Here is a 13903-nt window from a genome sequence, read left to right on the forward strand (position 1 = left end):
CATTTTCGATGAGGCCAATCCGGTAATTGTACCAATTGACGATTATCAGTTGGCGGTCTGCAATGCGGACTGGCCGGTACTGGTTACCGTTTGGACGAGCAACTGCTCAGGCGGGGGCAACGTAACGGGTGTTCCGGGTACAGTCTCCGTTGCCGGTTGCTTACAGTCGCGTGTTTACACCTTTATGGTGAATGATGATTGCGGAGCCCCTGCATCTGCTTTCACTACAGTCACGCGTGTTGTTGACGAAACGCCTCCTACTATTCTGAACCCTGCTGATTTTGTATTGCCAGGCTGTAACCCTGCCTGGCCATCTGAAGTACTGGCCGGTTGGGTAGACAACTGCTCGGCTGGTGGTGCACTCGTTGGTGTGCCCGGTCCTATTATTACTAATGGTTGCTCTCAAAGCCGGGCGTACACCTTTAGTGTGGTCGATGATTGCGGCAATGCGTCCAATGCAGTGACCCTGGTTACCCGTCAGTATGAAGAGACAGCTCCGGAAATAACACCTATTGAAGACATACAGTTAGCGCTTTGTAACGCACCCTGGCCACCATCCCTATCTACAACGTGGACTGACGGTTGCACCGGTGGTGGAACTGTGGAAGCACTTCCGGGGGGGATTTCCACCCTGGATTGTATTCAAACACGCGTTTACACCTTTAGTGTAACCAGTGAATGCGGAAATTCAGCGCAAGCTGAGGTATTGGTTACAAGGGTTTTTGATGAAACAGGCCCTGTGTTTGGGCCCATTGAACCCTTTACCGTTCAATGTGACTTATTTGATGCCATTCCGCCCCCTTCTGTAACCGACAACTGTTCGTTGACTGAGCTCAGTTTTACGGATGAAGTAGTTGCAGAAATTTGCAACTATACCTTTATTCGGACATGGGTTGCAACTGACGCTTGCTTTAACACCACCACGGCAGAGCAAATTATCAATGTTGTTGACACGGTAGGTCCTGTTTTCGAAAATATCGAAGAAGTGATAACCGTAGCTTGTATTGAGGATATCCCAATATCAAATCCAACGGTGTATGACGAATGCTCGGGTGCTTTTGTGGATTATCAATTACTAACGATTGATGGCGGTGGGAACCCTGAAGAAGTCTGTGTGCTTACCACAGCAATTGGTGCCGGTGCTGATTGGGCTTTATGGCTTCCTGCTCATTATTCCAGTGGGTTTTCTGCTTCTGCAAACTTTGTGTTTGATGCGAATGGTGGAACGTTTGATCAATTTGAAAATGGCACGGCTCACCTTTATGGCACGGTGGTGAATGATATCAATCCTGCTGAGAGCTATATACTAGACTTTTGGTTTGAGAACAAGCGCGACTGGGCCGAATGGTCTGCGCTCGGTCGTTCTTATAAGGATGATGCAGGGTTTGCTGCTGCTTCAGGCGATTTGTGGACCACCTGGAGCTACTATGAATTGGCCAACAACTTTTCTACCGCGACGGGCACGGGTGATTTGGCTGGAAACGTGCTATACTTTCAGCATGCGCCCGCAAGTTACTTTTTTGGTTTTCAGGTTGGTGTAGCCGCCAATAACAAAAATGCCAATTACGGTATGAGCGGTTGGTTTACTTATACCGGGGTAATAGATGGAGCGACGGTTAACGGTCATGGAGATGTGAATGTTGATGGCGATTGCGTTATTCAACAAAATGAAACGTGTGCCAATAACATTACTTACATCAATAATTACCTGGCTTTTGACGACTGCTTCAACTCAACTGCTTTCACACAGCTCATTATTGTAAATGATACGATTGCTCCGCAATTTATAGATTTGCCCGCTGACATTCTCATCTCTTGTGAAGAGTGGCCGGTTGTGGTGCCCGATGTCGCTGCTATTGACAATTGTGATGGAGATGTAACCTTGGAGGTCTCTACCCAAACTGATCAGGGGGATTGCGAAGGCAACTTTGTGGTTACCTACACCTGGGTAGCGACTGACTCCTGCGGTAACAGCTCACTGGCCAATTGGGTGGTAACGGTTCTTGACACAATCTCTCCTTCAATCGCTAGCTGCCCGGATGGAGGTAATTATGTTTGCCTGACAGATGTACCTGTCAGCGATGCAACATTAGTGTCTGCTACGGACAATTGCAGCGAGGTAACAATCACTCATTTTGGAGATGTCATAGAGGGCGATGACTGCTCAGGGGTTATCACTCGTACCTATCGCGCTTATGATGAATGTGGAAATTTCAGCGATTGTGTTCAGGTATTGACGTACAACGATACCATTGCTCCGGTTTTTGATAACATTCCGGAGAATATGGTTGCCAGCTGCGAAAACGTACCTGCCATCAGCGATGTAACGGCTTCTGACAATTGTGGTCCCGACGAGGTTGTAATAACCGTGCAGGAATCCTTGTTTTCAGGAGGTTGTTCCGGAGTTCTTCAAAGAATCTATACCGCTACAGATGTCTGCGGCAATACGGTGACTTTTGAGCACTACATCACTTTGGTCGATACGGTTGCTCCTGTTCTTGCGAACTTACCTGCCGATGCTGTTTACGAATGTGACGAAGATATTCCTGCTCCGGCTGATGTGACCGCTCTAGATAACTGCGATGATTCTGTTACCATTGACTTCGACGAAACTTCTGAGCCCGGTGCATGCCCACAGGCTTACACCATCTACCGCACCTGGACGGCGACCGATGCCTGTGAGAATACAGACACTTACACTCAGGTCATCACTATTGCAGATGAAACCGCTCCAACATTTGATATCGGGGACGATGAAATAACAGTGTCTTGCGACATGCCTACAATTGCAACCCCGGTTGCTATGGATAACTGTGGCCCGGAAGTGCCCGTTTCTCTTGAGACGCAGACCATTCCCGGTAATTGCCCGAATGAGTGGACCGACGTGTACACCTGGACCGCTACTGATAGCTGCGGCAATAGTGCTTCCGTTACCCTCACGGTCAACTATGTCGACGAGGATGCGCCGGTCTTTACTATGGTGCCTGGTGCCATCGACGTAGCGAGTGGTGATCAGATCCCCGATACGGAGGCTACTGCTGAAGATAATTGTGGTTCGGTAACCCTCACTTTTGAAGACAGCGACCTGATTGAAGAAGAGTGTCAGACCTACATCATCCGTACCTTCACTGCTGAAGATTTGTGCCAAAATACAGAAACGGCTACACAGATCATCAACATCGTGGACAGCACTGCTCCGATGGTGGTTTGCCCACCCGATCAGGAAGTCACCCTGAACAGCGCACCGGTTGAGTTGAGTGGCGCTATGCCCTCAGGAGGAGTATACAGTGGGGCAGGCGTTAGTGATGGCCTTTTTGCCCCTGCCGTAGCCGGGGTAGGCGTACACGAACTGACCTACACCTACACTGATGCCGCAGGATGTGCGAGAATTTGCACGTTCACCATTACGGTCACCCCCGCCCTGATTGCCGAATTAGGTGATTTTGTTTGGCTGGACGTCAATCAGAATGGTCAGCAGGACTCGGGAGAGCCCGGTTTGCCAGGCGTTGAGGTGATTTTGGAGCGTGCCGAGGGCGGTACTTTCCTGCAAGTAGAGACCACCGCTACAGATGGCAGTGGCCACTATCGATTTGTGACCTTACCTGGTACTTACCGCGTGCAGTTTATCTCGTCTGGTGAGCTGACGCTGACCATGCCGCTTCAGGGAGAGGACACTGCCCTGGACAGTGATGCGCTGCCCAATGGCGGGTTTACTGCCGTTGTCACGCTTGCAGAAGGGGAGATCAACCTGACTATCGATGCCGGCTTTTTCTCCAACTGCGACAATGTGACAATACCCGGCGAAATCGGGCCCGATCAGTACCTCTGTGCTCCGGGGAATACCCCGGCTCCGATCGAAAGCCTTGCTTTGCCGGAAGGAGGCAGTGGCGGTATCGAATACATTTGGATGCGCAGTGCGGTGGCAGGGCCATTCAACCTGCAAACGTGGACCTTAATACCCGGCTCCAATACACCTGATTATGCGCCCGGGCCACTTTCTGAAACCACCTACTTTGCCCGCTGTGCCCGGCGTGAGGACTGTGCGTTATACCTGGAAACCAATATCGTAACCATTGAAGTGGGCAACGAAACGGTAGCGGAGATATCAGGCCCGGAAGTCCTCTGTGTAGGGGAATCCGCGACCTTCACGGCTACGGCTGCCGGCCCCGGTGCCCTATACGAATGGTCAATGGGATTGGGCCTGTTGCCCACCTCTGCTACCGGCCCTGTGGTCACCCTGTCTGCGCCCTATTCTCATGGCAGCTTTGACATCACCCTGTCGGTCACCGTTGATGGCTGCACCGCTACGCAGACCCGGCGTATCACGGCTACGCACAGCCCGCTGTACTGTGGAACACCGCTGCCGCTAAGTGCGCATGTGCTGGATATGCAGGGCGTGACCTATGTGAAAGTGGGCTGGATGGCAGAGGAACTGCAGTCCGGTTTCCAATACACCCTGTTGCATGCCGGGCCCGGCGAGGCCTCGTTAAGCCCTATAGCTGATTACAGCGAACCTCAGGGCATGATAGGTACGAAGTCTTACTACGAGTACCTGCACGAGCGGCCAACGGCTGGCGTTCACCAGTATCAGGTTGTCATACAGGGCCCCAATGGCCGCCCGAAGCGGTCCGAGCTGGCACAAGTCGTTGTTGGAGCGGAGCCCTTGTTGTTCCCTAACCCAGCCGGATATAAAATAACGGTAATGCTGCCCGGTTCATTCTATGGAGGTGGGCAATTGAAACTTCTCAATGCGCAGGGGCAGGTATTGCAAGACCACCCGCTCAATTCAGGCGAGCTACAGGTAGACCTTGACCTGTCGCGCCTTGCGGTGGGCGCTTACTTCGTCCTCCTGCAGGATGAGAATGGTAACCGGGATGTGCTGCCGTTTATGAAGCAATAATTGAGTTACCCGATTGTTATAGTGTTTTGAGGACGGTTCTGTGTTATGAAGAGCTGGCTTGGGGGTCGATTTTTGAGTGGCAAAGTTTACTTTTGCCATCCAACCGAACCTCAAAGCCGGCTCTTTCTTTGTGGCTGTGTTTGCTCCCTCTGTTTTGAAGCTCACGCACAGGCTGCCAGGCAGGTTGCGCTGATTTCGCTAATCCGTAGTCGCAAAGTCCCAGCACGCTCTTAAAACAGATTCCGTATATTCACAGTGCGCCCGCCATACGGGCAGGAATTGTCCGTAAGCAAGCGGCAGGCAAGGGGAGTATAACCGAAACCAATAGCAATCAATCAAATTAATAATATGAAACACCTTTTGCTCTTTATATCAGCGGTTTTTGTGATGGGGTGTCAGGGGCAGCCTGACGATACCCAAAAGAAGCCCTCTGAAACTGCCCAAACGGTCGAAGAAAAAATATTCGTGGAATTAGGGGGCGAAGAACAATATGTGGAAATGACGGGGGCTTCTGCCGAGCTGCCCGTGCTGCTTTTTCTGCACGGTGGGCCCGGATGGCCTCAGACGCCTCACCTGAGGTATTTCAATTCCGGCTTAGCAAAGGAGATGATCGTCGTTTCCTGGGATCAGGCGGGCTCCGGAAAATCTTACCTGCGCAATCCCAACCCCAGGGAACTCAGCACGGAAAGCCTGGTCAATGATGCACACGAACTGACACAGTACCTCAAAAAGAGGTTCGATAAAGAAAAAATAGTCCTTTTAGGTTTTTCCTACGGCAGTGTCATCGGGTTGAAACTCGCCGAAAAGTATCCTGAGGATTATTATGCTTACATCGGGGTTTCGCAACTTATAGACACGCAGGAAAATTGGGATGTCTCCATGCAATGGATAAAAGCGCAAGCGGAATCCCGGAACGACACCGCTGCACTGCGGCAAATAAAATTGATTGAGAACAGGGACCCGTCTGTCTGTAAAACCGAACAGGAATGCTTCATGAGTAAGTATCAGTTATTGGTGAAGTATAACGGGACGATCTACAAAAAGGAGATCGCTGATGAAATTGCAAAAGCAGAAAGCTATTATGACGACTACAAGGGATACGATTGGATGGAAGCCTATAATTATACTTCGTCCCGTTTAGGAGGCAGGCAGTTTTTCACAGACCTGTCAGGGATTACTGCTTTGGCCCTGCCGGTCTATTTTATGGCTGGGAGGCATGACTGGAACTTACCGGGCAGCGTTGCAGAAAAGTACCTTGATGCGCTCGATGCTACCCAAAAGGCGTTTATTTGGTTTGAAAATTCAGGGCATGAGCCTCCGGAAGAAGAACCTGAAGCCTTTAACAGGCTCATTATTGAGATCGTCAAGGAGCAGAGCACTGGAAATCCAAAACAAAGGTTGGATTAACGAAGGGGTATTGAATCTAATGACAAGCTTGCTTCGAAGGGGTGGCTTCAGTATCTCTTGGTTTTCAGGGGTAAATCGCTGGAGTGAAGCAGGAAGTGTGGCCTGGGCTTCAAGTCAGGTAGCGACTTTGGAGTGGCGGCCTGACAGGCAGGGCATCGTTTAAAACAGCTACGGTATATTCAGGCCGTGCCGCCCGAAGTGTACGTAAGCAAGCCGAGTGTACGTGTATTACAGCATTAGCTTAACAGAAGTCAACCGAAATCAATCAAAGCGTCAGTGTGCTGCATATTACAGTGATGCTGCCTCTTTTGTGGGTGCTGCTTTCAGAAACCAGTCAAAACAAAAAAGTTCAAATAAATTGAGTTTAATCTGTTTTGTTCTTATCTTACATGTATGATACGGCGCGACATACTCTGGAAAGGCATTATTGAAGATTTAGCAGAAGACTTTTTGCATTTCTTTTTCTCCAAATACATTGACCGGATAGACTTCAGCCGGGGGCTGGAGTTTTTGGATAAGGATTTGGAGCGAATTATGCCGGAAGCGGATACCAAACGGCGGCATGCGGATAAACTGTTCAAGGCTTGGCTAAAGGATGGGCAGGAACAATGGTTTTTGGTACATGTAGAAGTACAAGGGTATCCGGATGATCAGTTTGCTTATCGGATGTTTCAATATTATTATCGGATCCTTGACCGGTACAACAAGCCGGTCACGGCTGTCGTCATTTATACGGATACGAACCGGGCTTACCACGCCACCGCTTATCGGACTGATTTTTTAGGTACGGAACAAATTTATCGTTTTCAATCGTTTATACTGATAGACCACACGGCTGAGGAGCTACGGGCCTCTGGTAACCCCTTTGGCTTTGCCCTCGAGGCGGCCCGCAACGCACTGGATCCAGGCAGCAAAGATGACCATCAGCTGTTGGTCAGCAAGTTGGATATGATGCGGCATCTGCTGTCATGCGGGTTAAGCAAAGCAAAAATCCGGCGGCTGTATAATTTTATCAACACTTACGTATCCTTTCAAAATCTGGAGAATAAGCTTAAATTTGAAGAGGAAGTGCGTAAAATCACCAAATCGAGAGAACCTATGGGAATCGAAGAAGCTATCCTAAAGGAAGTGCGTGAGCAGAGCCTTGAGCAAGGCATCGAGCAAGGCATTGATCAGGGTATTGAGCAGAACCAGCGGACCGTAACGATACGTTCGTACAAAAAAGGCATGCCTGTAACCGATATTGCCGATATCACTGGATTAACCGTTGAGGAAGTGGAGCAAATAATAGCCGCTTACGAAGCTGGAAAACAGGCCTGATGACCAAAAGAGAAATCCGTCTTCCTGAAGCGCTTCAATTACTGGCAAACAACTGGCTGGACAGCAGCTACTCCGTTGAATTTTCGGACTCCGACCAGGTGGAGGCAACGGATGCGATCAAGCTTGGGGCGATCGGAGTAGATGTTCCGGAGGCTTGTATTTACTACGATGACGCCAATATTGCCGATGATGAAGATTTTGACGGGGAGTGGGTGCCTATTGAGTCGGATGTGGCGCATTACAAAAGCCATCTTCATATTCAACTAAGTGTGGACAAGGAAGTTGAACAATGGCTCGCCTCCTCAGATATCGACTTGGATGCGCTCGTGAGTGAATTGCTGACCGGGTTTTATCGTTCCTCTAAAGCCGTGAGCAAATAGACCTTTTCAAGGCTGCACTCCGTTGGCAACTTCGGCTCCGATAGCTGGTACGGACGATGGGGAAGGCAGCCGGAGCAGGAACGGGAGGCCTAAACCCCACCACCCGCCACCTATACACAAACATCAGTATCCGGTTCCAGGATAATGACAAGCAGGAGCGTGAGAATTCGTATATTATTGACATTAAAGCCATTGCGAAAAAAGAGCGCAACCCTGTAAAATGTCTAAATGGAGCCCTATGGATGTCATTAGATTAAGAAAAGCCTCCGATAAAGACAAAACCGTTGCCGTTGGCTTTTACAACAGCATTGAGCAGGAGGAGGAGGTCAGCTTATACCGGGAAGAAAAGATGGCCAAAGCGATATTGGAGGAGACCTGCTTTATCATTTTGGCCGGCCACCGAGCCATAGGGTTTATGATTTTTGATTACCGCTTTTTTGATCAGGGGTGGATAGAGCTGATGATCCTGGACGAAGCCTGCAGGGGGAAAGGCATTGGCGGGAAAGTATTTGATCTTCTGGGGGAGCAGTGTAAGGCGGGGAAGTTGTTCACCTCTACCAATCGGTCCAATACCCGAATGCAGAAAGCACTTGCCAAAGCCGGTTTCTCTTTTGCCGGTCAGCTGACTGGGCTGGATGAGGGGGACCCGGAGCTTTTTTACTACCGGCTTACAAAGGAAAAGAACCAACCAACGGAGAAATCATGACGGTCAGGGCACTACGGCAAGCGGAATCGGGCTTCTTAGCGGACATGCTTTATGAGGCGATTTTTATTCCGGACAGACGGCAACTTCACTGACGATGAGGAAAAGGTTGAAAGGTCCGCTGCGGTGAGTATAGACAGGCTTGTGAGTTTAGCATTTAACCACCGTAGCTTTTGGGCATAATCGAATGAAAAACAGGGATATCGGTCTGGTTTGCAGGCAAGCTATTGGTTGGTGTGAAAAAACCACGCCATTTAAACAAATCATTCGATTTAATGGGTTTAATCTGAGAAATAAAGTATATTGCGTGAAAAATTCACGCTATGGTAGTCAGGTTTATTGTGGAAAATCTGTTTTCCTTTGGTGAAAGAAGAGAGTTTAACTTGCTTCCAAGTCCAAGGTATTCAAGATTATCGCATCATAAGTACTCCTTGAACAGCTTCGATTTTTTGAAGTTATCAGTTTTTTATGGTGCAAACGGGTCAGGCAAATCGAATCTTATCAAGTCAATTGCTTATCTAAAGGACATAGTCTTAGAAGAAGAAATTCCACCTCGTTTTCAACAGCATAAGTTTAAATTTCACAATGAACTCAAAGAAGTGGAAGTTTTGCTTGGTATTGAATTTATTAGCGAAGGAACCCCCTTTATTTATGCTTTGAAATTTAACGAAGGAATCATTCTTCACGAAGAACTATATATATCAGGATTGGGCGTTAAGGATGACGTTCTGATTTTTGAAAGAGAAACAAATCAGGATAGGCATATCAGTACCAAGTTCTCTGAAGATTTTGAGAAGGATACCGAAAGCAAAATACTTCAAAAAGTTATCGAGAAAAATTTAAGTAAACCCGACAGGCCGCTATTGAAGCTCTTGTCTACGCTAGATAGTCCATTTTTAGAAGATTTAGGGAAAGCGTATAGGTGGTTCGAGCGGACAATCCAAATTATTACACCTTTATCGAAACCTGCTGCATTAGCACAAAGAATTGATACTAACGACAATTTTCGTGAATACGCCAATGAGACAATGTGTACATTTCATACTGGGATTAAAAATCTCAAAACTGAAAAGAAGTCTCTGGTTGAGTTTTTCGGGCAAGACAACATTGGTGAACTCGATGAATTGATTAAAGAATTAGATGATTCTTCTAAAAAAATGATAGGCTTGCCAACCAGAATGGGCGAAGAAATTTTACTCGTGAAAGAAGGTTCTGAAGTCTTTGTAAAGCGGCTAAGGCTGGAACACCAAGGTCTAAACAACAAGACAGCATTTTTCTATATTAATGAAGAATCTGATGGGACTGTACGATTACTGGACTATATACCAGCATTCCAGGATATCGTAAATAAAGAAAAAGTGTATATAGTTGATGAAATTGAGAGAAGCATCCATCCTCTTTTAATAAAAGAACTGATAAGGAAATTCTCTAGTGACTCTAATACAAAAGGGCAATTGATCTTTAGCACTCATGAATCAAATTTGCTTGATCAGGAAATATTTAGGCAAGACGAAATTTGGTTCGTAGAAAAGGACAAAAATGGGAGCACCGACCTGTATCCTTTAAGTGAGTTCAAAGAACATCATACCAAAAATATCAGGAAAGGGTATTTAAACGGCAGATATGGAGGGATTCCATTTTTAAGTAATCTGCAGGACTTAAATTGGAATAAGTATGCCATTGCTGAATAAGAGAGAATACGAAAAGAAAATGCCTTGGAGAGACGCAACAATTTTTATTATAGTCTGTGAAGGTAGCCACAAAGAACCCGAATCCTTCAGTTTCTTTCATTTGTTGACGAAGAGCATAAAGGTGATAGCGGTTCCAAGTAGCGAAGGCAGAAGCTCGCCAACTCACTTAATACCTAATGCACATCAGGCAATAGAAAAGCATAATTCAGATGATGGGGATTTTGAATTATGGTTCGTAATTGATGTAGATCGATGGAAGGGTCAAATACACGAATTGCAGCAAGAGGCTTTGCAAAAGGGCTGGAATGTAGCTATTTCAAATCCTTGTTTTGAAGTATGGCTCAATGATCACTTTGCATCCCCCATGCCACCTGCGGAAAATGATGAAAGCTGTAAAAGTTGGAAGGCTCATGTACATCAGCAACATGGAGGTTTCGATCACACTAAACATCAGACTTATCTTGCAAGAGCGATTGAAAATGCACGTGCCAAATTCAGTGAAAATGGGTACATTCCCGACATAGGGAAAACACAGGTATTCAGACTTGGCAAAAGAATTTTTAAATTGACAGAAGAGGAGCTTAAGAAATACTATAATAAAGTTTATTAAAACTGGCTCTGAGAGCAGCTCAACGCGTACGCGTATACAAAATTAGGTTGAATAAACTCTAATGTATAAAATAACTGTAAAAAAATGGCTGGAATGCAATATCCCTCGTTTCCGGGCTTCTGAATTTAGGCTGGCCGGTTGTAATTAATCAAGCACCAATGAAAAGCATTTCTAAAGTCATCATCATCTGTTGTCTTGCACTCCAAACAGCAGGTGCCCAGGATTTCGGCGATTTGCCCAAGATTGAGAAAGAAAAACTATTAGGTGACCTGGAAATACTGTATCAGGGGCTGGACAAATTCCACTCCGGCATGTACTGGTACACGCCCAAAGACAGCGTGGACAGGGCTTTTGCAGACGCCAGAAGGAAAATCACGAAGGATTTAAATGTCCTTGAGTTTCACAAGCTCATCGCGCCGTTGGTGGCCCTCTCCCGGGAAGACCATACGGATATCTTTCGCCCTGCGATCGTGAAGGAAAAATTAAACAGCGAAGTGAGGTTGCTGCCCTTGAGAGTGGTCTTCCTGGGTAAACAACTCTACTGCGTTAAGAACGGCTCGGACTTTGAAGACTTTGCGCTCGAAGGCCAACCCATCGAATCCATTAACGGGGAAACGCCGGAGCATATAGTGGGTAACATTGGGAATCTCTTTGCTTCCGACGGGTTTATCAATGCCGTCAAGTACAGTGACTTGGAAGGGTTGAGCTTTTCGGTGTACCACTTCTACTACTACGGGCAGGTGGATCAGTTTGAGATTAAGTTCAAGGGCATAAACGAGCCCGTAATCCTTCAACCGCTGACCATAAAGGCGATTACCCGGCACCTGAACGACAGGTATGGCACGCCCAAAAACACGGAGGAGGAGGTGTTGGAATACGAAATACTCAATGACTCGGTAGCCTATCTGGGCATTCATACTTTTGGCAATGGTGAAATAAGAGCCCATTCAAAAGAAAAGAAGCTGAGTGTCTTCCTGAGGAACAGTTTTCAATCCATACGGGAAAATGATATTCAAACCCTCATTGTGGATGTCAGCCAAAACACCGGCGGGTCGGAAGGCAATGAAGGGTTGCTGTATTCCTACTTCGGCGACAACTATCAGAAATACAAAAAGGTGAGGGTAAAGGCCCAAAAGGCGGTGTTGGATAATGGAACGGACAAGCCCATTACCCTAAAGGCATTCGGCTTTTTTGAACGGCTGCTGACCAACCGGAAAATGGAGGATGGCTCTTTGGAAAGAAGAGCGGCACCCGGCAAAGGGCTGATGGCCTATAAGAAGGAGCCGGCATACAAATTCAAGGGCAAAACCTACGTCCTGATCAGCCCGGTGACCTATTCCGGGGGCAGCGAATTCAGCAACATGATGTACAGTCAGGGTTTAGCCACTTTTGTCGGGCAGGAAACCGGAGGGGGCTACTACGGGAATACCAGCGGTTATGGCAGAGCATTGGTGTTACCAAATTCAAAGATTAAGGTGTCTGTCCCGGCTTTGCAGTTTGTGATGAATGTGAAGCCCACACTGCCCTTTGGCAGAGGGGTCATTCCCCACCATGAAGTCATCCCCACTTTTGAGGAGTATAAAAATGGGGAAAATGCCTGTCTTAGGTATGTTTTGGAGCGGTTAGCAAATTAAGAGCTTTGGTTGGAGCCTAACCCTGTTGACAGATCAGGGGCTGAGGAACCCGGCGGAAATGTGGGGCTTATTCTAAAACAGCCCCCTATATTCAGGCAGTGCTGCCCACCGTTTATGCAGGGGGCATTATTGAGCAGTTTATCAGCTCCTTAATTGCTCAGACTCAATTACAGATCAAAAACGGTAATTTTGATCCCGGAAAACGCAAACCTGACAATATCAGACATGAACGAAAAAGACCTGCAAAAACAGCTCGATCAGCAAATGAAGGCGCAGAACAACCGGCCAATTGCCGATTTTGAAGGGTATTCCCCTCTGGAAATGCGCCAAATCATGTATGACACCTTCGGGGCGGAAAGCCCGCTGCAACTTAAAAAGGCAACGGAGGCAGACTACCGGAAAGTGCCCCTTCTCAATCAGGTCAAGTACCTGTGCGGGCTGATCGAAAAAAGCGGGGGGCTCAAACTCACCGCAAAGGGTTTTTTGCCGACCAAAATAGTGGCGGACATCTATCAGCAGGGGTTTATGAAAGAGATGCAGTTTGAAATGGGCATCTCCAAGCTGTACAAGGAGACCGATTCCCTGACCATCAACCTGACCCGCTTGCTGATCGAAATAGCAGGCCTGGCGAAAAAGCGGCATAGTAAATTAAGCCTAACCAAAAAAGGGACTCAAACTTTGGGGGATGACCAAGAGCTGCTCCGCCTCCTGTTGCTGACCTTCGCCACCAAATTCAACTGGGCGTACTATGATGGGTACGGTGAGAATCAGATCGGGCAGCTGGGGTACGGGTTTTCCCTGATCCTGCTGTCGAAGTACGGAGCGGAAAAGCGATTGGAATCGTTTTATGCCGAGCGGTATTTTAGGGCTTTCCCGCAGCTGTTGCAATCCATTCAACCGACCTCCTATCGTACCCCTTTGGAGTATGCTACCGGGTGTTATGCCGTCCGGACCTTTGAGCGTTTTCTGGACTATTTCGGTTGGATAGAAATCGAACACCGGGGCAAGGGGTTTGACCGAAAAACCTATATCAGCAAGACCGATTTGTTTGACTGCTTCATTCAGTGTTTACCGCATGGCACCGGGCTGTAGTGTTTGCAGAATGAGGCGGTTGCTTAGAGCATGTTTGGAGCGGTTTTGTCATGAAAATCAAGGATTTATGGCTCTGGCGAAGTCACTAAATTTGAGTTTAGCGGGCTAAATGAAAATTTAGTGAGGAAGTCAGGTTCATAAAGCGTTGATTTGCAATAGAAACGAG

Annotated in this window: 9 protein-coding genes; all 9 read left to right on the top strand. The window is 47.5% G+C overall.

What is annotated here, in order from left to right; genetic code table 11:
• Positions 1–4900, top strand: a 4900-nt coding sequence (locus tag RIC19_RS03470; protein ID WP_350176876.1) for an HYR-like domain-containing protein, incomplete at its 5' end; no start/stop codon positions are given.
• 348 nt (positions 4901–5248) lie between these two features.
• Positions 5249–6307, top strand: a complete 1059-nt coding sequence (locus RIC19_RS03475; RefSeq protein WP_350176878.1) for an alpha/beta fold hydrolase — start codon at positions 5249–5251, stop codon at positions 6305–6307.
• Positions 6308–6700: 393 nt separating this feature from the next.
• Positions 6701–7627: an Rpn family recombination-promoting nuclease/putative transposase gene (locus RIC19_RS03480; protein WP_350176880.1), complete on the top strand. Its 927-nt coding sequence runs from the start codon at positions 6701–6703 to the stop codon at positions 7625–7627.
• Entirely contained in the window at positions 7627–8007 is a 381-nt protein-coding gene (locus tag RIC19_RS03485; protein WP_350176882.1) for a hypothetical protein, read from the top strand. Before RIC19_RS03480 ends, RIC19_RS03485 begins: the two co-directional genes overlap by 1 nt.
• Positions 8008–8245: 238 nt before the next feature.
• Positions 8246–8713 (top strand): GNAT family N-acetyltransferase, encoded by a 468-nt coding sequence (locus tag RIC19_RS03490; protein WP_350176884.1) that lies wholly within the window; start codon positions 8246–8248, stop codon positions 8711–8713.
• A 320-nt stretch (positions 8714–9033) separates the two neighbouring features.
• Complete coding sequence (locus tag RIC19_RS03495; RefSeq protein WP_350176886.1) at positions 9034–10401, top strand: AAA family ATPase; 1368 nt, start codon at positions 9034–9036, stop codon at positions 10399–10401.
• Positions 10385–11011 (top strand): RloB family protein, encoded by a 627-nt coding sequence (locus RIC19_RS03500; protein ID WP_350176888.1) that lies wholly within the window; start codon positions 10385–10387, stop codon positions 11009–11011. The genes RIC19_RS03495 and RIC19_RS03500 overlap by 17 nt, the downstream gene beginning before the upstream one ends.
• A 158-nt stretch (positions 11012–11169) precedes the next feature.
• A complete protein-coding gene (locus RIC19_RS03505) occupies positions 11170–12645 on the top strand; it encodes a S41 family peptidase (RefSeq protein ID WP_350176890.1) in 1476 nt (491 codons plus the stop codon).
• Between the two features lie 225 nt (positions 12646–12870).
• Positions 12871–13737 (top strand): hypothetical protein, encoded by an 867-nt coding sequence (locus RIC19_RS03510; RefSeq protein ID WP_350176892.1) that lies wholly within the window; start codon positions 12871–12873, stop codon positions 13735–13737.
• The last annotated feature ends 166 nt before the right edge of the window (positions 13738–13903 follow it).

This window comes from Phaeodactylibacter sp. (assembly GCF_040219495.1).
GTDB lineage: Bacteria > Bacteroidota > Bacteroidia > Chitinophagales > Saprospiraceae > Phaeodactylibacter.